The following is a 21636-nucleotide window of genomic DNA, read 5'->3' as shown; positions in this document are numbered from 1 at the left end:
TCTGTGGTTAAATCATATAATAAAAAGGAGCTGTTTCTACTGAAACAGCTCCTTTCGTTATAACTATGCTTAAAAAAATTGGATTAATCGTTGTTGGTTACTGAAAATTTCACCTGCATATTATTTCTGGTAGCATTAGAATAAGGACAGATCTGATGTGCTTTTTCTGTTAATTCCTGAGCTTCCTCAATAGAAACTCCAGGTATATTTACATCCAGTTCTGCTGCCAGTCCGAAACCTCCATTCTCAAGCTGGCCTATGCTTACCTGAGCGGTTACTTTTGTTTCTCCGGTTTTTACTTTAGAAAGACTGATTACTCTGTTCAATGCACTGTCAAAGCATGCAGAATAACCTGCAGCAAAAAGCATTTCAGGGTTGGCAAAATCATCATTGGCTCCTCCTAAACCTTTTGGCATTCTTACATCAAGTTCCAAAACTCCGTTTTCACTTTTCACATGTCCGTTTCTGCCTCCTTGAGCAGTAACTTTAGTGGTATATAACGTTTTCATTTATTTTTCTATTTTGTTTAATATTTTTAGGACGGTGTCTTTAAGGTGCAGAAGTTCTTCCGGTTGTATCCCCAGTTTTTCCTGAATTTTTCCCGGAATTTCACAAGCCCTCTGCTGAAGCTGTTTTCCCGCTTCGTCTAAAAATACTTCAACCACCCTTTCGTCCTCTTTTTTTCTTTTTCTGATGATAAATCCTTTAGACTCCAGTCTTTTAAGAAGAGGGGTTAAAGTACCGCTGTCCAGAAACAGTTTTTCTCCGATATGCGTTACTGTAAGTCCGTCACCGTCCCATAATATCATCATTACGAGATATTGCGGATAGGTAATGCCCAGTTCATCAAGAAAAGGACGATAAAGCCCTGTAATCTCTTTGGCAATTACATACAGCGGGAAGCAAATCTGGTTTTCTAGTTTGGGTGTTTTCGGATTTTCCATAATTTTTGAGTACGAAAGATTCGATGAAGGTATTACTTTTTTATGATAAATTCATCCATTGGAATTCTAACCTTTTTCATAGAAGAAAGCCAGTCATTAGCTTCGTCACGGTATCCAAGATATAAAAGAGTTACACTTTTTAATCCCAATTCTTTCAATCCCAGTACTTCATCTACTACAGCGTTGTTGAAACCTTCTGCCGGTGTACTGTCTATTTTAAGTTCTGCCGCCTGTGCAAGAGCAATTCCTAAGGCAATATAAGTCTGGCGGGCAGTATGTGCAAAATGCTCTTCAGGAGTCTGTGCTCCATAAATTTTTTTGATGGTGTCCGTATAGCTTCCGAAACGGCCTCTCGGAAGATCTCTTACATCCGTATGATAATCGTAAACTTTGTCAATTTTTTCATTAGAATAGCTGTCCCATGCTGCAAAGACCAAAACGTGAGAAGAATCTCTCATGACTTCAGGGTTTAAAGCACCTGCTACCATTTTTTCTTTCAATTCCTGGTTTTCCACTACAATAATTCTGAACGGTTGTAGTCCGGATGAAGTAGGAGCCAGTCTGGCTGATTCTAAAATAGTATTAAGGTCTTCTTGTGAAATTTTTTTGGTTGGATCATAAGCTTTTACAGCATGTCTCCAGTTTAGATTTTCTATTAATGACATTTTCTTTTGTTTTTAAATTAAACTATTTGACGTTTTTATCACTTCTGTTTTTATGTTGAAGTAAATTAACTGTACAAATGTACACTCAATTTAATTGTACACAATTTAATTTTGAAAGATTTTATTGATCGCTATTATTGATGAAATTTAAAAAGATAAATTATAGCTTCAATTTTGTTGATTTCCACATGATTCGGATTTTTTCAAAGCCTTTGTATTCCAATCTTTGCCATAGAAATTTAAACTAAAAACAATGCAGAGATTTAAAAACAAAACCGCTTTAATTACAGGAGGTACCAATGGGATGGGCTTAGCCACTGCTCAGAAATTCATTGAAGAAGGAGGTAGAGCCATTATTACAGGCAGAAGTGAAGAAACAGTGAATAATGCTTTGGAAAAGCTCGGAGAAATGGCTTTTGGAATCGTATCCAATGCAGGAGATATAAAGGATTTGATGAACCTGTATAAGGAAGTCAGAGAGTATACAGACCATATTGACCTGGTCTTTGCCAATGCGGGTTACGGAAGATTTGCTCCTGTAGAATATGTAGATGAAAATCAGTTTGATGAACTCTTTAATATGCTGGTTAAAGGACCATTTTTTACAGTTCAGCAGCTATTACCTCTGATGAAAACCGGAAGTTCAGTTATTTTCAATACTTCAGTAGCAACAGAAATTGCAATGCACAATTTTTCGGTGTATTCTGCGGCAAAATCTGCAGTGCAGTCATTCATCAAAACGTTTGCAGTAGAACTTACAGAACGTGGAATTCGTGTGAATGGAGTAAGTCCAGGGCATATTAAAACCAATATTTTTAATAATACAGGATTAACGGGAGAGCAGATAGAAAGTGCTATTGAAGATATCATCCCTACCATCCCTTTTAAAAGACAGGGTGAACCGTCAGAGATAGCCAATGTGGTTCTGTTTCTGGCTTCAGAAGAGGCTTCTTATATCCATGGAGCAGAGATAAAAGTAGATGCCGGAATTTCTGTGATCAGATAATGTGGATTATTTGATCTCTTTAATTTCTTTGATGATATTGGTTTTGTTTTCAATACCAATATTGTAGGTCTTACCTTTTTTAAAGCTTTGGGTTGCTTTTTCCATTAGGCTTTTGTATTCCGGTGATTTTTTAGAGAGATAAAAAACCTGTGCACTGATTCCTATAGCAACACGTACCACTTCATTCGGTTTATCGGGATCTTCCATGATGTTGGAAATCGTGGCGTTATTATACCAGGTTAAGTTCTGTGAACTGGAATTACCGGAACAGGATGTAATCATAATAAAAAGTAATAGTAAATAGGACCAGGCTTTCATAATAAAAAAGATTAAGTAAAAAGCTCCTGCAATATATCAAAATATGGCAGGAGCTCTCTATAAATTAGTTAAAATCCACAGCTCGCTACACTAGGTGCAGGGGAAGGAGAACATCCTGAAAGGGATGAGAATATATTCAATACACAGTTGGTATTTACATAGTTATTGTCATATAATAAAGATCCGGATGGACTTCTGTAGTATACATTTCCTGCTGTATTGGCAAAAGAAGATACAGAAGCAGATCCACAGCTTGTATTAGTACATGCCGCTCTCCATGCAGCGTCAGTTACAGGTCCGCTGGAGAATAATGATGGGTCAATAATTCTTTTTTCAACAATTCCTGAAGCATTTTTAAAGCTTACCAAAATGGCTACGTGATATACCCATGATACACAACATGTTCCTGTAGAAGCTCTAAGGTTACCATAAACGAATTGTTTTTCACAATCGTAACCTGCATTCAAAAGGATTTGTCTCATTTTGTGAGCTCTGGCATAGCATCCATCCACAGGATATCTGAATGTGATACATGGTGAAGATGCCGTAGAAGTTCCGCAAGCCTGATTTTTGATTTGAGTGAATAAGCTGTTCAGCGTTGCAAGATTTGGAATAACACTTACTGCTTTTTTACTGTCGCCTCTTTCTTCTTTGTTGAATACTGATTTGAAATAACGGATATCCTCAGCAGTGGGTTTGTCTACTTTTGCAATTTCATTAGAATTAGCTTTCAGGAAAACCTGAACCGGAGTTTCATTTTCTACAGCTTCTTTGATCATAGAGATGAATCCCGCATTTTCCTTAGTATCTTTAATATGATACGGCTGCGCTGAAACCATAAATGAAACTTTAAATTTTCCATCCTCTTTTTCTATCCCTACCGGGACAGTCTTACCGAAATCTTTCATCGCAACTTCGTTAGACTCCTTGGCAACGAGATTAGGATCCTGATTGGCGCTTGAATCTGAGCAGGCATTGAATGACAGCATCGTCACGAATACCATCATGGATAACAGAAATTTTTTCATAGTTTTTATATTTTGGTGGTTAATTTGCAGTGAACTTTTTAGTGGTGATAGTTCACTATTTTGTGATATTAAAAGTAATAAAATTTAAAATATATGCAAGCATTTTTTCAAAAAAAATAAATTATTTTGTTATTTTATTGATTTTATAGTATTGAAAATGAGATAATATCTAATAATTTTAATGGTAAACTCACAGAAAACAGGGAATTTTTGAAATTGTGGTTTTCTTGATTTTTATAGGTTGGATTCCTACGGAATAGACAATGTGGAGGAGTATCCGTTTTAACTGACAAACACCCTATCTTATATAAGCTATCCATGCTTTTGTCCATTCCGTAGGAATCTAAGCAATCTAAGAACAGTTAAACTAAAAACCCAGTTTCAATTATTGAAACTGGGTTTATTATCGTAAGTCACTATGACTATTTGTAAATCAATTCCGCCTGAAACACATCTGCAAAATGTTTTCTGATCTTTGCTTTCAGTTCTTCCATTTCTACGGGCGTAAGTTCTCTTTCAAGTTCTCTTTTCAAAGAAGTAACCTGTTTGTCTTTGATTCCGCATGGAATAATGTATTCAAAATAACGCATATCTGTATTCACATTCAATGCAAAGCCGTGAAGAGTTACCCAACGGGAAGCTTTCACTCCCATAGCACACATTTTTCTGGCATAAGGTTTTCCTACATCCAGCCATACTCCGGTTTCTCCAGGGGAACGTTCTCCTTTAATACCATATTCGGCAATGGTTCTGATGATTACTTCTTCCAGATTTCTCATATATAAATGAATATCTGTGAAAAAGTTTTCAAGATCAAGAATAGGGTAGCCTACAACCTGTCCATAACCGTGATAGGTAATATCTCCGCCACGATTTACTTTCACGAAAGTAGCATCAATTTCTTTCAGTTTATCAATACCGGCAAGCATATTTTCTTCGTGTCCGCTTTTTCCTAGCGTATAAACGTGCGGATGCTCTACGAGAAGAAGATGGTTGGGAGTAGTAATGTGTTGTTCTGCAGGAAGATCCCTGTTTTTTATTTTGGTATCAATGATGTTTTTCATCAGTTGTTCCTGATAATCCCAGGTTGGCTGATATTCTTTGATTCCTAAATCTTCAAATTCTACTGCTTTATTTTGATTTGTATTCATTTCAATTTTTGATATACAAATTTAGTGAATTTTACCCTTTTATAGAATGGATAAAATCTATAGCACTTTTCTTCCAATCTCTATCCTGAAGTAAAATGTTGACAAAAGCTGTCCCAATGATACCGCCATCTGCTTTTTCCGTTACATTTTCAAAATCGTTTTTCGACTTGATTCCAAATCCAATCATCACCGGATTTTTAAGTGGAAGGGATGCTACCCTGGAAAGGTAGTTCTCATTTTTTAAAACAGCATTTTCATTTCCGGTGGTAGAAGAAGAACTTACTGCATACAGAAATCCTGAACTTAAAGAATCCAGATAGATCATTCTTTCATCAGATGTTTCCGGGGTAACCAAAAAGGTGAAATTGAGATTATACTGTTTTAAAATATGCTGGTAATTTTTTTCAAACTCAATAGGAGGAAGATCTGGAAGGATCAGCCCTGAAACACCGCTTTCCGAACATGCCGCACAGAATTTTTCAAATCCGAAACTTAATACAGGATTGATATATCCCATCAAAATAATCGGAATTCTGATTTCATCTTTGATGGCTTTCAGTTGAGACAACAATTTTTCAATAGTCATTCCGTTTTGTAAAGCCAGTTCATGAGCTTTCTGGATCACAGGTCCATCTGCAACAGGATCAGAATAGGGCATTCCTATTTCAATCATATCTGCTCCGGAATCCTGAATCAGTTGTATAATGTCAGCAGTATCTTCCAATTGAGGAATCCCTGCTGTGAAGTATATATTTAGTTTTTTCATTTCTTTATTATTGAGGTTAGAAGTTAGAAGTTAGAAATTAGAGGTTAGAAGTTAGAAGGTGAATACTTTTTATTAGGTAATACTTACTAATTTCTAGTATCTAACTTCTAATTTCTTTAAGATACGTTTCCATATCCTTATCTCCACGACCGCTCAGACAAATCACGACAACATCGTTTTCATTAAATTTTTTCTTGTCTAAAACAGCCAGCGCATGAGAACTTTCTAAAGCAGGAATGATGCCTTCCAGTTTGGTAAGGTCAAACGCACATTTCAAAGCTTCATCATCATTAATACTAAAGAATTCCGCTCTTTTTTCTTTGAATAAATGCGCATGGAAAGGACCTATTCCAGGATAATCTAATCCTGCGGAAATAGAGTGGGGCTCTATCACCTGTCCGTCCTCCGTCTGCATCACAAGGCTTTTGCTTCCATGAAGAACTCCAAGCGTTCCTAAGAAAGTAGTTGCAGCAGATTTTCCTGAATCTACACCCAATCCTCCAGCTTCAGCAGCAATAATTTTCACTTCTTTTTCCTCCACAAAATGATAAAAAGTTCCTGCTGCATTACTTCCTCCACCTACACAGGCAATCACATAATCTGGGTTTTCTCTTCCGATTTTTTCTTGAAGCTGTTCTTTAATTTCTTTTGAAATAATACTTTGAAATCTTGCTACAAGATCTGGAAAAGGATGAGGTCCAACAACGCTTCCGATGACATAATGAGTCGTCACAGGATTGTTGATCCAGTCTCTTAATGCTTCATTTACGGCATCTTTAAGGGTTTTTGAACCTGAAGTAGCTGCTACGACTTCTGCCCCCAGCATTTTCATTCTTGCCACATTCGGGGCTTGTCTCTGAATATCAATTTCTCCCATATAGACGATACACTCCAGACCGAGTAAAGCACATGCTGTAGCGGTCGCAACACCATGCTGTCCTGCGCCGGTTTCAGCAATAATTCTTGTTTTTCCAAGACGTTTTGCTAATAAAACCTGTCCCAGAGCATTATTGATCTTATGAGCTCCGGTATGGTTGAGGTCTTCACGTTTTAAGTAAATCTGAGTATTATATTTATTACTTAGGTTTTTAGCAAAATATAATGGAGTAGCCCTTCCTACATAATTTTTAAGCAAATCCTGATATTCAGCCTGAAAATCTTCAGATGCTATGATGTCAAGATAGTTTTTTTGCAGTTCTTCTACATTAGGATAGAGCATTTCGGGGATAAAAGCACCTCCAAATTCTCCATAATATCCGTTTTCATCGGGGTTTTTATAATTCATTTTTTTATTCTTTAGTAATTAAATAAGCATTGTTTTGTGAACTTAGCTGATTGAGCAGCTCTTTTCTTTCCTGGGTTGTATGAAAAATCAAAACATCATCATCTTCAGAATTCACCCACTCGGAGCCGATGCTTTCTTTGATCATTTTGGCTTTATCCTGCAGGATTTCTATATCACATTTTTCATAAAAAGGGCGAAGATCCGAATGACAAAAACCTATCATTTCCATATTCCTCTGAATAACATTCTCTTTGAAACTTCTGACCAACATAGCACCATAGCCTTTCTTTTTATGAGCGGACACAAGTCCTACTGCTTCTGCAAAGGAGTAATTCTTATCTGCCAGTTTTAAAGTAAAATCAAAATTTACTCTCATAATGGCTAATATATTTTCATTGGTATCCATCAGAAAATGAAATTCTGAATCTTTAAAGAAAGTACGGAAATAGTCAGATTTCATCGTATTCCAGGCAGAAATATCCCAAAGTTCCAGGATATGTTCTATCTCTGTTTCCGTTAAATCTTTCGTTTCTTTTATCTGATATTTCATGGATTTAAACTATTAATAAATGCAAGATTATAATCGTATTGTTGCTTGGTAATCAGTTTTTTATAATACAATAATTCTATTTTATGCATTAAATCAATTAAGGTTGCTTTATCTATTTTGGATTGATACATGGTAATGGCAATTTCCAGATTGTCAATCAGATAATAAGGATCAGAATCTTCATACAGCAGAAATATTTTAGCATAAATCAGTCCTAAATCATATTTTACTACTGATCTTACGTGATTTTCTAAAAATTTATCCGAAATAATAACCAGATAATAACTGTTCCATAGGCTGATTCTCTCAAAAAAATACTGGATGTCACTTTCTTCAAAATCTTTAATAGCGCCAATGAATTTAGACAATAATCCACCCACTTCCCAGTGTTCTATATTACTGTCATTTTCAGCAATAAAGTGATACAGATTCTGGATTTTTTCATTTCCGAATTTGGGCGGGAATAATGTTTTATAAAATGTCTTCTTTAGCAAATGTATATTCATCATTGTGTGTCTTTTATCAGTTATCTGTTTTGCTGGTATAAAGTTTTAAACTTTTTTATGCTGTCTATATTTTTATTGCCGGGCGCTGTTTCAAATTTTGAATTGATATCTAAAGCAAAAGGCTGTTGCTTCAATGCTTTAATATTCCCTATATTTTCTTCAGAAATTCCTCCGCTTAAAAAGTAGGGAATGGGAATTTCAAATTCATTAAGAATATTCCAGTCGAATTGTTTTCCTGTTCCACCGAAAGCTTTGCTGTCAGTATCGAATAGATAATAGGTAATAGGTTGCAGGTTGGAGGAAAAAGTTTGTGCTAACTTATCTTTATTGTTATCATCATTATTTCCGACTCTTATTACTTTGATAATCCCGACTTTCGGATTCAGTTTTTGTCTTAATTCAGTAATAAAATTATTGCTTTCATCACCATGAAGCTGTACGAAATTTAAATCTGCCTGTTGAACAATATTTAAAATTTCATCCATTTCTTCATTCACAAAAACACCTACTTTTCCCTGGTGGTCAATCATTGAGATTTCTTTCAGGTTCAGATGATTCAAAACATATCTCGGTGATTTTTCATAGAAGATGAAACCAAGGAAGTCTGTATTCATCGAAATTAATTCCTGAATCTGATCTGTTTTTGTAAGACCGCAGACTTTGAGTTGAGGAGGCAGGTTTGAGGTTGTAGGTTGCAGGCTCATTATTATTGATTTTAAATCTGAGAAGAAAATTCTTCAAAAGCTTTCGCCGGATTTGTATTTTTCATAAAATATTCTCCCATCAGGAAACCGTCAAATCCTTTTTCTTTTAAAAATTTAAAATCTTCAAGACTGTAAATTCCGCTTTCTGCAACAGATAAAACGCCTTTCGGAAGCTGGTTTTTTAACTGAACAGAATGCTGCAGATCTACTTTAAAATCCTTAAGGTTCCTGTTATTGATCCCTACTAAGTCGATTTTTGAATTAAAGTGCTTCAGCTCATCTTCCGTATGAATTTCCAGTAAAACTTCCATTTTCAGTTTATGAGCAAGTTCTGTAAATTCCTGTACCTGTGAAGGAGAAAGACATGAGGCGATTAATAAAATAACATCAGCACCAATGCTTTTGGCTTCATAAAACTGATACTCATCAATCATAAAATCTTTTCTCAAAATCGGAATGTTGATGTCATTTCTTACACTTACAATATCATTAAGGTTTCCACCGAAAAAATCATGGTCAGTCAGGATAGAGATTCCGCTCGCTCCAAATTTTTCGTAAGCAGAAACTACTTCTAAAGGCTGTACGCTATTGTTGATGATTCCTTTTGAAGGAGATTGTCTTTTAAACTCAGCAATAATTCCGTTCTTATTTTCGATGGATTCTTTCAGAGAATGGGTTGGTCTTCCAAAAAAGGCTGTGCTTTTTAATCGGTCAGATGAAATACGTGATTTAGCTCCAGCAATTTCTTCTTTTTTTCGTTCAATAATTTTATCCAGTATGGTCATTTTTTTGTGTCTGTAATGTTGTCAATAGTGAATTTTGCTTTGCAAGTGAATGGTGAATCTTAATGGATCAAAAGATTAAAACTATTCAATGCTTTTCCGCTTTGAAGGCTCTCCTGAGCCATTAAAAGACAGTTGTCATACGTCCCGAATTTGTTGGTGTTGTGCAGCGCTACTGAAGCGTTGGCAAGAATTACAGAGTTCTGTTGTTCCGTACCTTTTCCTTCTAAAATATCCATAAATATTTTTGCAGTTTCCTGAATAGAAGTTCCTGCTTTAATATTTTCCAATGTTACCGGATTGAAGCCCAAATCTTCAGCAGAATAGATTTCTTCCCCGTTTTTTGTAATGATTTTACTGTCGTCGGTAAGGCTTATTTCATCATACCCGTCAAGACCATGTACCAGCATAAATTCACGTTCCTCTTTCTGAAGGAGATACTGATAAATTCTTGCAATTTCCAGATTATAAACTCCAATCATGGAATATTTTGGTTTTGCAGGATTCACTAATGGTCCCAAAAGATTGAAGAAAGTCCTCAATCCCAAAGATTTTCTCAATAATCCCACTGATTGCAGTGCGGGGTGAAAATGAGGAGCATGTAAAAAGCAGATATTCGCTCTTTCAAGATCTTCGTTCAATTGTTCTGAATTGCTTTTAAACTGATATCCAAGTTCTTCCAGTACGTTGGATGATCCTGTAGTGGTGGAAGCTCCATAATTTCCATGTTTTGTAACCTTCTGTCCGGCTCCGGCTACTACAAAACTGGCTAGCGTTGATATATTAATGGTGTCTTTTCCGTCACCTCCGGTTCCTACAATATCGATGGCATCACTGGCATCAATATTTACCGAAACAGCCATCTTTAACAATGCTTCTCTGAAGCCTTCCAGTTCTTTCAATGTGATATTTCGCATCAGGAAAACACTCATGAAAGCTGTAACTTCTGCAGCATTGAATTTATTCTGTGCAATCTCAATCATCATGGCTTTCGCTTCTGATTTTGAAAGCGTATTATGGTTGAAGAGGTATTGTAATATTTCTTTCATTTGTGGTGTTTTTATAGTTGTTGAAGGGATTTCTAAGGTTTTCATGACAACAGAAAGTTTTTAATGATTACTTCTCCTTCCGGCGTTAAAATGCTTTCAGGATGAAACTGTACTCCGTGCACATCATATGTTTTGTGCTGCAAAGCCATGATCATTCCATCTTTATCTACAGCGGTGATTTCCAGTTCTTCCGGGAAACCTTCCGGGTTTACTGCCCAACTGTGGTATCTTCCCACTTCCAGTCCTGAATGTAAATCTTTGAAAATCTTGGTGTCTTCTTTTACCAATTCAGTAGTAGTTGCTACTCCGTGGAAGATTTCAGAAAGGTTGATCAGACTTCCTCCAAAAGCTTCAGCGATGGCCTGCTGACCAAGACATACCCCAAGAATACTTTTTGTAGGAGCATATTCTTTAATAAGGTCTAATAAAATACCTGCCTCTTCAGGAATACCGGGGCCGGGAGAAAGAATAATTTTGTCATATTTACCAATCTCTTCAAGCGTTATTTTATCATTTCTTACCACATCCACTCTTTGATCCAGAATTCTTTCAATAATCTGGACAAGGTTATAGGTAAAGCTGTCATAATTGTCGAAAACGAGAACTTTAAGCTGTGACTGTTGTGTGTTTATATTGTTGTTCATTGCTTTTTTGTTAGATAGTTGCTGGTGTTTTTTTGTTGCTGGTTGCTGGTTCTTTTTTGTTGCTAGGTTTATTTCTCAACTATTTTTTCAGCTTTTTCTACGGCTTTTTTCAGAGCATTTAGTTTGTTGTTGACTTCCTGCAATTCGCTTTCAGGGACAGATTTAGCAACAAGGCCGGCACCAGCCTGATAAAATAACGTGTTGTTTTTGCTTAAGAAGGTTCTGATCATAATGGCCTGATTGCAGGTTCCATTCAACCCGATAATTCCTATACATCCGCCGTAATATCCACGGGAATCTTTCTCATATTGATTGATCAGCTGAAGTGCTTTATGCTTCGGAGCACCGCTTAGTGTACCTTGAGGGAAAGTGGCAGAAACCATTTCAAGAGGATTGATATTGTCTTCAACATCTGCTGTCACTTCACTTACCATATGAATCACGTGAGAGAACAGCTGGATTTCTTTAAGTTTAGTAACCGTTACATTTTTCCCAAGTTTTCCAAGATCATTTCTTGCCAGGTCAACCAGCATGGTATGTTCTGCATTTTCCTTAGGATCGGCTTTTAAAACCTCAATAGCTTCAAGGTCAGCTTCAAAATTTCCAGTTCTTTTGGAAGTTCCGGCAATCGGGTGAATAATTGCTTTATTATTTTTAATGATTAGTTGGCTTTCGGGGCTTGATCCGAATAATTTGTAATTTCCGTAATCAAAATAGAATAGGTAAGGAGAAGGATTGATATTTCTCAAAGCACGATACACATTGAATTCATCTCCTTTGAATTTCTGCTCAAATCTTCTGCTCAGAACAAGCTGAAAGACATCCCCGCGCATACAGTGTTTCTGGGCTGTTTTTACCAGTTCAAGATAATCTTCATCAGTAATATTAGAGGTTTCCTCACTTGTTTTCTCGAAAGGATAAACCGGAGTATTCTGATTTTTAATAAGGTTTTCTAGCAGATGAAGTTCAGATTTTACCCCATCAATGAAGTTTTCAATAATATGCATTTCATCATTGAAATGATTAATAGCAATTACATATTGATATAATCTGTATCTCATCACAGGAATTTCAACTTCCTTGCTTTGTGGTTTAAGAGTAATGTTTTCAAAAAACTGAACCGCTTCAAAACTTGTGTAACCAAAAAGACTCTGAGCCGTTTGTTCTATAGGATCATTCGTTTCTTCACATTTAAAAATATTTCTGAATTTTTCAAATATATCTGTGATCTTTTGGTCATTAATCAATTGCTTTACGGGAGCAGAAGCAGGAAGCTTAATTTCAAATTCGTTGAGGTTTTTCACTTCAATTCCGGCAATGGCATTCACTGCGATAAAAGAAAAATTATTATCAATACTTTTTGAATCTGAGCTTTCCAAAAGAATCGTATCACGGAATTTATCCCTGATCTTAAGGTAAATATTCATAGGAGTATGAAGATCTCCCAGTGTTTTTTTCGAAACAGTTTTTATTTTAATTGTGTTTGTAAACATCTTGTTGTTTTTTGTAAGATTAAGGAATAAAAAAGGCTTTAACGGTATCCGTCAAAGCCTATATATTGTTTTTTGATTATTTCTGCTGTGATTAACAACATGACAATACCTTCAGACCCGACGAAGAGTTTGAAAGCCACCACCAAATATTGTTGTTCATTTTTAACATGGGACAAATGTAGAAATTTTTTTAATACCAAGACTAAAAAATATCAAAAAATAAATAAACTTAATATAGAAATCCTTTATTTAAGCTGCTTGAGCTCTTGTTTTAATTCCTTGATTTTTTCTTTGTAAGTTTCGTTATCATCATATTTTACATAACCTTCCAAAGCAGAAATATATTCTTCAATGAACTCTTTATTCGTTCGGTCTGCTTCATATTTGATTCTGGCGGAGTTGACTGGAGCCATTTTTGAATACTTAAGATTGGCTTGTCCCTCATCAGACTGATAGTAGAGAATGACCATGTTTTTTTCATATCCCGGAATATATTTTACAGGAAAATAAACTTCTGTTTGTGGAATTCTTATGGCATTTTCAATTGGATAGATGGCAGCAGAAGTAGTGGAGAAAAAAGTAGAGACATATTTTCCGTTCTGCTTTTTCACAATAGCCTCATAATCGTGGATATACATATCATTCAGCGTAGAGTTGGTTTCTACATCAGATGTGATAATGGCTGTGCTCTCAACACCGTATTTATTTAAAAACCATGCATTCAAAAACTGTCCGCCAACTCCGTTTAATATAGCCAGTGGAATGATTGGAATCAATAACCATGCTTTTTTGGTAAGATAGGAGAGAAGTCCAAAAAACACAAACAGTAGAACCACAGTATAAAAACCGTGATGACTGGTGAAAAACAGAATTTTTGAAATTAAAACCATAGCTTAAATATAATTATTTTATTTAAACGCTGAGGTCGCAAAGATATATTTAATACTAATGTATAAAGCGGTCGCAAAGGCGTTTCACTCAGCAAAACCCGCTGTCATTAGCTGAACGCAGTGCCTTTGCGAACAAAAAAATAGAGTTTTATAATAATTACTTTGCGAGCATAGTGTTTAAATTATTTATTGTATTGGTTCTGTAGAAGAGTCATCTAAACGCAGAGATCGCAAAGATGTTATTAAATTACTATTAAAACGGTCGCAATGGCGTTTCACTCAGCAAAGTCGGCTGTCATTAGCTAAACGCAGTGCTCTTGCGAACAAAAAAATAGAGTTTTATAATAATTACTTTGTGAGCATAGTGTTTAAATTATTTATTGTATTGGTTCTGTAGAAGAGTCATCTAAACGCAGAGATCGCAAAGATGTTATTAAATTACTATTAAAACGGTCGNAGCATAGTGTTTAAATTATTTATTGTATTGGTTCTGTAGAAGAGTCATCTAAACGCAGAGATCGCAAAGATGTTATTAAATTACTATTAAAACGGTCGCAATGGCGTTTCACTCAGCAAAGTCGGCTGTCATTAGCTAAACGCAGTGCCCTTGCGAACAAAAAAAATATAGTTTTATGATAATTTTCTTTGCGAACATAGCGTTTAAACCATTATTGTACGGGTTCAGACAACGGAATATCAGGAGTTCCGCTGTAGAAAACAATCAGAGTAACTCCTTTATCCCCCGTTTTTCCTCGGTGGCCAACATTCACCATTTCCGGCAGCACCTGACCCTTACGGATCCATTGTGTTTTGCCATCTTCTTTCCTTTCCACCTGAATTTCACCTTTTTCTACATAAGCTGCATTGATCACAGGATGTTTATGCCAACTCAATGCAGAATTGGGAGGTACAGCAATTTTAAGAACTGTGATTTCCGGCTGTGTGGTAGGATAGGCCGGATATACCGTTCCATCCCATGATTTAGTTGTCTTTAAAAGTGTCACCGATTCAATTTATCAGAATATTCTGAATGTGGATCGTCTGATGAGCTGTTACAGGAGAGGACAATAGAAAAAGATACTGCAAAGAAAGCAGCACTTATTAAACTTCTTTTAATCATAAGCTTCATATTAATGGATTGATTTTGGTTCGATAATTTGTTATACAAAAATAATAACCTAATTTAAATTTCTCTAATTTTTGAATTATTTTTCATGAATTAAATTAAGATTCAGTCCTTAAAAAATATTTATCAAAGAAAACATTTGTCATAAGTTTAGAAGTTTATTTTTTATATTTTTGCTTCCAAATTAGAAAAAAATGAAAAAAGTATTAGCAATCGCATTTATCGGAGGTTTATTATTAGCAAGCTGTTCAAAAAAAGCAGATCACTCTTTACAGGATAGCAACACGATGCTTGAAGAGCCAGAAGCAACTACTGTTGTAGATTCTACTGCTAAAACTGCTGCTCCAGCTGCTGCAACTCCGGCTGCTCCTGCACCTGAAGCTGCTAAAACAGATTCTACAGCGAAGAAATAATGAAAAAAATACTTTTAGCAGGAATATTGGGTCTTATGATCGTTTCCTGTTCTAAAAAAGAAAATACAGCAGAAGTGGCCCCTTCTTCTGAAACAGCAGCTGTTTCAGAGCCTGCAAAATCCAATCTTTCCGGTGATCAAATCATGGAGACATTAGATTGTTCAGGATGCCACGCTGTTAATGAGAGAATGATAGGACCTTCTTATAAGGAAATTGCAGGAAAGTACTCTGAAAAGGATACAGAATTGCTGGCTTCCAAAATTATAGAAGGCGGAAGTGGAGTATGGGGAAGTGTGCCTATGGCCGCCCATCCACAGGTGTCTAAGGAAGATGCCAAAAAATGGTGGAATATATTTTAAGTCAGAAGAAATAAAATATGTCCGCTGAAAAATCCAGTCTGCACACAAGAAATCTGCATCGTAATCCCTATGATTTCGATCAGCTTATTTCTTGTGTGCCGGAACTGAAACACTATGTTTTCATTAATGCTTATCAGACGGTAACCATTAATTTCAGTATTCCCAAAGCAGTCAAACTGCTCAACAAGGCCTTACTCTTACATTTCTATACTATTAAAGGCTGGGATATTCCAGACTCCAATCTTTGTCCACCCATTCCCGGAAGGGCAGATTATGTACATTATATTGCGGATCTTTTAGCTGAACAGAATGATGAAATTCCAATAGGGAATTCTGTGAAAGGTCTGGATATAGGAACAGGAGCCAATCTTGTATATCCTTTAATCAGCCACAGGTCGTATGGCTGGACGGTGCTGGGAACAGATATCAATCAGGATTCTTTGAAAAATGCTCAACAAATTCTGGATCAAAATGAAGATCTGTATTCTGTTATTCTGTTAAAAAATCAGCCGGAAGCTGATCGTATCTTTACTAATATTATTAATCCTGACGATAGATTCACTTTTACCATGTGCAATCCTCCTTTTCATGATTCTGAAGAATCTGCCATGAAAGGGAATATCAGGAAAACAAAAAATCTTAGTAAATCAAAGAAATCTAAGCCTCTTCTTAACTTTAGCGGGCAGCAGTCTGAGCTGTGGTGTGAAGGTGGTGAACTGTCATTTATCACAAAAATGATTAATGAAAGCGCATTGTTTTCATCTCAGGTGCTTTGGTTCACTTGTCTGGTTTCCAAAAAAGAGAACCTCAATAAACTGACCCATCTTTTAAAGAAAGTAAAAGCCATAGAGGTAAAAACCATTGATATGGCTCAGGGACAAAAGGTAAGCAGGATGCTGGCCTGGACGTTTATTCCTCAAAAAAACAGAAAAACCTGGTTTATTTAAAGTTCAAGGTTTAAAGTTTCTAGCACTATAGCCCAAATTACGAGCCTAAATTAACTAATAATAGGGTGTCTTGCTAAGTGAAACGGCTTAGCGATCGTTTTTTTTACCATTATATTAATAATAATCTTTGCGACCCCAGCGTTTAAATACTTCAATTATTGGTTCTAGTACCTTATATCCCTTATCTCAACTCCATTCCTTGTTCACTTTTTAAAATTTCTGAAAAAAGCCATTGATGATCAGGTCAAAAATGCCTAAATTTGTACGCTTTTAGAAAAATAAGAAATGCAATTATCAGAACAAGAAATCATTAGAAGAGAAAAGCTTAATAAGCTTACTGAAATGGGGATTAATGCGTTCCCTGCGGATGAGTATATAATTACAGATACTACAGAATCTATAAAACAGGACTTTTCTGAAAGTAAACAGGTGAAGATTGCTGGAAGATTGATGTCCCGCAGAATTCAAGGAAAAGCTTCTTTTGCAGAATTGCAGGATTCTAAAGGAAAAATCCAGGTTTACTTCAACAGAGACGAGATCTGTCCGGGTGAAGATAAAGAACTATATAATGAAGTATACAAGCACCTTTTGGATATCGGTGATATTATTGGTATCGAAGGAGAATTGTTTACGACACAGGTAGGAGAGAAGACGGTTTTAGTGAAAAACTTTACGCTTCTTACAAAGGCTTTACGTCCGCTACCTCAGGCAAAAACTGATGAAAACGGTGTTGTACATGATGGATTTACAGATCCTGAATTGAGATACAGACAGCGTTATGTAGATTTAACGGTAAATCCACAGGTAAAAGAAATTTTCGTGAAGAGAACAAAACTGTTCAATGCCATGAGAACATTCTTTAATGATGCAGGATATTTTGAAGTGGAAACACCAATCTTACAGTCTATCCCTGGTGGAGCAGCAGCAAAACCGTTTATCACGCACCACAATGCATTAGATATTCCATTATATTTAAGAATTGCCAACGAATTATATCTGAAAAGATTAATCGTAGGTGGTTTTGACGGAGTATATGAGTTCTCTAAAAACTTCAGAAATGAAGGAATGGACAGAACGCACAACCCGGAATTTACTGCTATGGAAATCTATGTAGCGTACAAAGATTACAACTGGATGATGGATTTCACTGAGAAATTATTGGAATTCTGTGCTATCCAGGTAAACGGAACTACTACGGCTACGTTCGGAGAACATAATGTAGATTTCAAAGCGCCTTATCCAAGAGTTTCTATGACAGAAGCGATCTTGAAATTTACAGGATTTGATATTACTGGAAAAACAGAGAAGGAACTATATGATTTTGCCAAGTCTATCGGTATTGAAGTGAATGAGACGATGGGGAAAGGAAAACTGATTGATGAGATCTTCGGTGAGAAATGTGAAGGAAACTTCATTCAGCCGACTTTCATTACAGATTATCCTATCGAAATGTCTCCATTGACAAAGAAACACAGAAGCAAAGAAGGCTTAACAGAGCGTTTTGAATTAATGGTATGTGGTAAAGAAATCGCAAATGCTTATTCAGAGCTTAATGATCCTATCGATCAGAGAGAACGTTTTGAAGCACAGATGGCATTATCTGAAAGAGGGGATGATGAAGCAATGTTCATCGATCAGGACTTCTTAAGAGCGTTGGAATATGGTATGCCTCCAACTTCAGGATTAGGAATCGGTATGGACAGATTAATTATGTTCTTAACGAATAATGCATCAATTCAGGAAGTATTATTCTTCCCTCAGATGAGACCTGAAAAAGCGGTTCCTCAAATTGAATTGGGAGAGGATGAAAAAGTAATCCTTGAAATTCTTAATTCTCAGGAAGAAGCAATGTCTCTAGCTGAAGTAAAAGAAAGAAGCCAGTTATCCGGAAAAAAATGGGATAAAGCTTCTAAAACTTTGACAAAAAATAATATTGTGAAAGTAGAGAAGATTGACGAAAATCTTTTGATGAAATTGGCTTAAGATTTCTCAGAAAATATAAATAAAAAAGGTACAGAACTATTCTGTACCTTTTTCTTTTTTCCATTTCCGAAGCTGTGTCCTGAAATTCTTAAACGGAGCTACGGTATTAATATGAACCCACTTCCAGACTGGCCATTGAGCAGGTGTGGTTGCCCATTTTCTCTGGCCGGGAGTGAATAATGTGTCATCATCAAGGCTTTCTATCCAGTTAATAATTTCATTAACCTGATTTTGCAGAAGTTCTCTTTGTTGTTGTAAGCTATGAGAACCATATTCATGATAAAAAGATTGGTATAACCCTCCCAAATTATTCCATTTGTAATCAGGAGTGGGAGTTTTTACTTCAATTCCCTTTTTTTCATCGGATTCCCATTGTAAAAGCAGGTGAGTCCAACCCAATTGATAAGAAATATTTTGCGATGGGGTTTTATCAACTCCAGCCTGTAAAAGATCTTTTTCCTCTTCTTTGATATCATTAAACTCCTCATCATAGAGCAGATATCTTTTCTTTAGCTCTTCAATGAGTTCTGTTTTGTCCTTATAAGTCTGCATATTTTACCTATTTTCTCAATTTGCTGAAAGAAGCCATCAGATAAAATAAAAACGGAAGAATAAATAATGAACCCAGCATCAATGCCCATCCTAATGCGGCAATAGTTTTTTCAGGAGCCATATGTTCCAGTAATGAAAGGTGCTGCCCGTTTCCTAATAAAATAATATCCGGATTATGCTGATACGTTGCGGCTACCAGAATCATCACCATCTGGAATCCTGCCAAAGCACGTACAGGCAGCAGTTTCTGACGGTTCAATGCTCTTAAAATAAGCAGTAAAGCAATCGTTGCAAAAGCAATCGACATAATCCCCAAAGGCTTGGAAAATACCCACATCAAAAGGGGAATATCTGAAATATAAGCGGTAAAAAATACCAGAATTCCTGTAATGACAACAAAAATCATTGTCTGCTTGGATTTTCTGATCATTAATAAAAGATCAGCTTTATCACGGGTTTCTCTTAATGAAAAGATAGAAGCAAGATAAGCACAAAGGGCTACTGTAAATAAACCTACAGAAACTCCAAACCAGTTCAGCCAACTAAATACATACAAATCCAGAAAGCCAACAGCATCAGGATTGATAGAATGTGAAACGGTTGCAGCAGCAATTAATCCCAAAAAGAAAGGAGTCAAAAGACTTGCATAGTAGAAGATCTGAGTATATAAAACCTGCCAGTTATCCTTCACCGCATCATAATGTCTGAACGTAAAGGCTGTTCCCCTCGCAATAATTCCCAAAAGCATCAATACCAAAGGAATATGAAGGTAAGTAGACATGGTAGTATATATTTCAGGAAAACCTACGAAGAGAATTACAATTGCGATGATCAGCCACATATGATTGGCTTCCCAAACGGGAGCTATGGATTCATACATGATTTCCTGGGTTTTATTCCTTGCTTTTTTATGGGTGAAAAGTTCTACAATTCCAGCTCCGAAATCAGCTCCGCCCAGAATAATATAAAGGCATATGGATAGCCAGAGAAAACCTATTACAACGTAGATCATGATTGTTTGTTTTTATCGTTAAACTGAGAATCGGTAGGATCGTAAAGCCTTGGTACCATTTGGATCTGTCTCTTTAAAAGGAAAACAAGGATCAATGATAATGAGATGAAAATAGCCGTAAAGAAGTAGAATGAATATTGTATTCCCGGCATTGGAGTGACAGCATCTACCGTTCTCATGATGCCATAAATGATCCATGGCTGTCTTCCCACTTCAGTTACCGTCCATCCGGCTTCCAGTGCTATATATCCGAAAGGGGTTGCTATTAAGAAGGTTTTTAACAGCCAATGTTTGCTTAGCCATTCTTTTTTGAAGAAGAAAGCATATAAATAAATAGCACCAATCGCAATCATCACCACTCCAAAGAAGATCATGATTTGAAAAGCATAGTGAACAACAGCAATAGGAGGCCATTCGTCTCTTGGGAAATCTTTAAGACCTTTTACTTCAGCATTGAAATCGTTACTCACCAGAAAACTTAAAACTTTTGGGATTTTCACGGCATATTTTACCTCTTCTTTTTCCTCATCAGGAATTCCCCCAATCACAAATGAAGCCCCTTTTTCAGTTTCAAAATGAGCTTCCATAGCTGCTAATTTGATGGGTTGTCTTTCTGCTACTGATTTTGCGGCAACATCACCACTTAATGGAGCACCAAATGCTCCAATCAAAGCAAAACCTACTGCAATTCTAAACGCTTTGGTATGAAATTCAATATTTCTTTTTCGCATAATCATAAAAGCATGTACTCCGGCTACAGCAAATCCCGTTGCACAAAATGCTGCAACTGTCATGTGAAGTGCCTGCGGAAACCATGCATCGTTGAACATCGCTTTGATAGGGTCTATATTAAGGTACTGTCCATTAATATAATCAAAACCGGTGGGAGAGTTCATCCATGAGTTGGCTGCTACCACCAGAATTCCGGAAGCCAGTCCGCTTACCCCTACAAGAAATCCGCAGAACCAGTGAAACCATTTATTGAATCTTTCCCATCCATATAAAAAGAACCCGATAGCAATAGCTTCAATGAAAAAGGCCGTCCCTTCTAAAGAAAACGGCATTCCGAAAATTGGTCCTGCATGCTTCATAAAACCAGGCCATAGAAGTCCAAGTTCAAAGGAAAGCATTGTTCCTGAAACAGCGCCGGTAGCAAAAAGAATAGCAACCCCTTTGCTCCATGCTTTTGTTAATCCTTTATATACTTCATTATTGGTTTTAAGGTATTTCCAATGGGCAAAAGCCATCAGAAAAGGCATCACCATACCCACACAGGAGAATATGATATGAAAGCCCAGAGAGAGTGCCATCTGAGCGCGTGCTGCTATAAAATCATCCATAATATCAACTTTTCAGTAAATAAATTTACGCATAAATTATTGATGTTGAATATGATTTACAACAGTTGGTATTTCACCAATACCTTTTAATTTTGAACCTTTTATCGGCATCCTATTCTTTAT

At 36.3% G+C, this 21636-nt stretch carries 24 protein-coding genes and 1 pseudogene; 5 read left to right on the top strand and 20 right to left on the bottom strand.

Going from position 1 to position 21636, the window contains the following annotated elements:
• Nucleotides 1–83: 83 nt before the first annotated feature.
• From BOQ62_RS02915 to BOQ62_RS02905, 3 genes are read right to left on the bottom strand one after another with little or no spacing between them, the layout of a single operon-like run.
• The gene (locus BOQ62_RS02915) at nucleotides 84–509 is read right to left on the bottom strand and encodes an organic hydroperoxide resistance protein (protein WP_129036966.1); all 426 of its coding nucleotides are present in this window, start codon (nucleotides 507–509) and stop codon (nucleotides 84–86) included.
• Nucleotides 510–944, bottom strand: a complete 435-nt coding sequence (locus BOQ62_RS02910) for a MarR family winged helix-turn-helix transcriptional regulator (RefSeq protein ID WP_129036964.1) — start codon at nucleotides 942–944, stop codon at nucleotides 510–512.
• 32 nt (nucleotides 945–976) lie between these two features.
• Nucleotides 977–1609: an NAD(P)H-dependent oxidoreductase gene (locus BOQ62_RS02905; RefSeq protein ID WP_129036962.1), complete on the bottom strand. Its 633-nt coding sequence runs from the start codon at nucleotides 1607–1609 to the stop codon at nucleotides 977–979.
• A 253-nt stretch (nucleotides 1610–1862) separates the two neighbouring features.
• Between BOQ62_RS02905 and BOQ62_RS02900 the strand changes: the two genes are divergently transcribed.
• On the top strand, nucleotides 1863–2615 hold the full coding sequence (locus BOQ62_RS02900) for an SDR family oxidoreductase (protein WP_129036960.1): 753 nt from the start codon (nucleotides 1863–1865) through the stop codon (nucleotides 2613–2615).
• Nucleotides 2616–2621: 6 nt separating this feature from the next.
• Here BOQ62_RS02900 and BOQ62_RS02895 read toward each other — a convergent pair whose 3' ends face one another.
• From BOQ62_RS02895 to BOQ62_RS02830, 14 genes and pseudogenes are all read right to left on the bottom strand, one after another.
• Entirely contained in the window at nucleotides 2622–2933 is a 312-nt protein-coding gene (locus tag BOQ62_RS02895) for a hypothetical protein (RefSeq protein ID WP_129036958.1), read from the bottom strand.
• A gap of 68 nt (nucleotides 2934–3001) precedes the next feature.
• Nucleotides 3002–3961 carry a protein-glutamine glutaminase gene (locus tag BOQ62_RS02890; protein WP_129036956.1) on the bottom strand — a complete coding sequence of 320 codons (960 nt, stop codon included), beginning with the start codon at nucleotides 3959–3961 and terminating at the stop codon, nucleotides 3002–3004.
• A 422-nt stretch (nucleotides 3962–4383) separates the two neighbouring features.
• Nucleotides 4384–5112 carry a lipoyl(octanoyl) transferase LipB gene (lipB, locus tag BOQ62_RS02885; RefSeq protein ID WP_129036954.1) on the bottom strand — a complete coding sequence of 243 codons (729 nt, stop codon included), beginning with the start codon at nucleotides 5110–5112 and terminating at the stop codon, nucleotides 4384–4386.
• Between the two features lie 31 nt (nucleotides 5113–5143).
• Nucleotides 5144–5890 (bottom strand): annotated as a pseudogene (gene trpA, locus BOQ62_RS02880) (tryptophan synthase subunit alpha); the annotation flags it as partial.
• A gap of 88 nt (nucleotides 5891–5978) precedes the next feature.
• On the bottom strand, nucleotides 5979–7163 hold the full coding sequence (gene trpB, locus BOQ62_RS02875; RefSeq protein WP_129036950.1) for a tryptophan synthase subunit beta: 1185 nt from the start codon (nucleotides 7161–7163) through the stop codon (nucleotides 5979–5981).
• A gap of 4 nt (nucleotides 7164–7167) precedes the next feature.
• Complete coding sequence (locus BOQ62_RS02870; RefSeq protein ID WP_129036948.1) at nucleotides 7168–7713, bottom strand: GNAT family N-acetyltransferase; 546 nt, start codon at nucleotides 7711–7713, stop codon at nucleotides 7168–7170.
• Nucleotides 7710–8222, bottom strand: a complete 513-nt coding sequence (locus tag BOQ62_RS02865; protein WP_129036946.1) for a hypothetical protein — start codon at nucleotides 8220–8222, stop codon at nucleotides 7710–7712. Before BOQ62_RS02865 ends, BOQ62_RS02870 begins: the two co-directional genes overlap by 4 nt.
• A gap of 17 nt (nucleotides 8223–8239) precedes the next feature.
• Nucleotides 8240–8923, bottom strand: a complete 684-nt coding sequence (locus BOQ62_RS02860) for a phosphoribosylanthranilate isomerase (RefSeq protein WP_129036944.1) — start codon at nucleotides 8921–8923, stop codon at nucleotides 8240–8242.
• A gap of 11 nt (nucleotides 8924–8934) precedes the next feature.
• Complete coding sequence (gene trpC / locus BOQ62_RS02855) at nucleotides 8935–9708, bottom strand: indole-3-glycerol phosphate synthase TrpC (protein ID WP_129036942.1); 774 nt, start codon at nucleotides 9706–9708, stop codon at nucleotides 8935–8937.
• A gap of 59 nt (nucleotides 9709–9767) precedes the next feature.
• Nucleotides 9768–10754, bottom strand: coding sequence for an anthranilate phosphoribosyltransferase (trpD, locus tag BOQ62_RS02850; protein WP_129037086.1), 987 nt, complete (start codon nucleotides 10752–10754; stop codon nucleotides 9768–9770).
• 41 nt (nucleotides 10755–10795) lie between these two features.
• Nucleotides 10796–11398, bottom strand: a complete 603-nt coding sequence (locus BOQ62_RS02845) for an anthranilate synthase component II (RefSeq protein ID WP_129036940.1) — start codon at nucleotides 11396–11398, stop codon at nucleotides 10796–10798.
• Between the two features lie 68 nt (nucleotides 11399–11466).
• Nucleotides 11467–12891, bottom strand: coding sequence for an anthranilate synthase component I family protein (locus BOQ62_RS02840; protein ID WP_129036938.1), 1425 nt, complete (start codon nucleotides 12889–12891; stop codon nucleotides 11467–11469).
• 245 nt (nucleotides 12892–13136) lie between these two features.
• Nucleotides 13137–13781 carry a hypothetical protein gene (locus BOQ62_RS02835; protein ID WP_129036936.1) on the bottom strand — a complete coding sequence of 215 codons (645 nt, stop codon included), beginning with the start codon at nucleotides 13779–13781 and terminating at the stop codon, nucleotides 13137–13139.
• A gap of 668 nt (nucleotides 13782–14449) precedes the next feature.
• Nucleotides 14450–14785 carry a cupin domain-containing protein gene (locus tag BOQ62_RS02830; RefSeq protein WP_228413625.1) on the bottom strand — a complete coding sequence of 112 codons (336 nt, stop codon included), beginning with the start codon at nucleotides 14783–14785 and terminating at the stop codon, nucleotides 14450–14452.
• Between the two features lie 316 nt (nucleotides 14786–15101).
• On the opposite strand from BOQ62_RS02830, the gene BOQ62_RS02825 reads away from it, so the two are divergent.
• From BOQ62_RS02825 to lysS, 4 genes are all read left to right on the top strand, one after another.
• Nucleotides 15102–15320, top strand: coding sequence for a hypothetical protein (locus BOQ62_RS02825; protein WP_105703150.1), 219 nt, complete (start codon nucleotides 15102–15104; stop codon nucleotides 15318–15320).
• Nucleotides 15320–15679 carry a c-type cytochrome gene (locus tag BOQ62_RS02820; RefSeq protein ID WP_228413623.1) on the top strand — a complete coding sequence of 120 codons (360 nt, stop codon included), beginning with the start codon at nucleotides 15320–15322 and terminating at the stop codon, nucleotides 15677–15679. Before BOQ62_RS02825 ends, BOQ62_RS02820 begins: the two co-directional genes overlap by 1 nt.
• 17 nt (nucleotides 15680–15696) lie before the next feature.
• On the top strand, nucleotides 15697–16626 hold the full coding sequence (rlmF, locus tag BOQ62_RS02815; protein ID WP_129036934.1) for a 23S rRNA (adenine(1618)-N(6))-methyltransferase RlmF: 930 nt from the start codon (nucleotides 15697–15699) through the stop codon (nucleotides 16624–16626).
• Nucleotides 16627–16911: 285 nt separating this feature from the next.
• Nucleotides 16912–18609 (top strand): lysine--tRNA ligase, encoded by a 1698-nt coding sequence (lysS, locus tag BOQ62_RS02810; protein WP_121487272.1) that lies wholly within the window; start codon nucleotides 16912–16914, stop codon nucleotides 18607–18609.
• Between the two features lie 36 nt (nucleotides 18610–18645).
• Here the strand turns inward: lysS and BOQ62_RS02805 are convergent, their stop codons facing one another.
• Genes BOQ62_RS02805 through BOQ62_RS02795 form a run of 3 tightly spaced genes read right to left on the bottom strand, consistent with a single transcriptional unit; the run spans nucleotide 18646 to nucleotide 21513 of the window.
• Nucleotides 18646–19161 (bottom strand): ClbS/DfsB family four-helix bundle protein, encoded by a 516-nt coding sequence (locus BOQ62_RS02805; protein ID WP_129036932.1) that lies wholly within the window; start codon nucleotides 19159–19161, stop codon nucleotides 18646–18648.
• A gap of 7 nt (nucleotides 19162–19168) precedes the next feature.
• Nucleotides 19169–20173, bottom strand: coding sequence for a cytochrome d ubiquinol oxidase subunit II (locus tag BOQ62_RS02800; protein ID WP_129036930.1), 1005 nt, complete (start codon nucleotides 20171–20173; stop codon nucleotides 19169–19171).
• Complete coding sequence (locus tag BOQ62_RS02795) at nucleotides 20170–21513, bottom strand: cytochrome ubiquinol oxidase subunit I (protein ID WP_129036928.1); 1344 nt, start codon at nucleotides 21511–21513, stop codon at nucleotides 20170–20172. Before BOQ62_RS02795 ends, BOQ62_RS02800 begins: the two co-directional genes overlap by 4 nt.
• Between the last annotated feature and the right edge of the window lie 123 nt (nucleotides 21514–21636).

It is taken from the genome of Chryseobacterium sp. CH21, from assembly GCF_004119445.1.
Lineage (GTDB): Bacteria > Bacteroidota > Bacteroidia > Flavobacteriales > Weeksellaceae > Chryseobacterium.
This window is presented reverse-complemented; position numbering and strand designations above follow the sequence as displayed.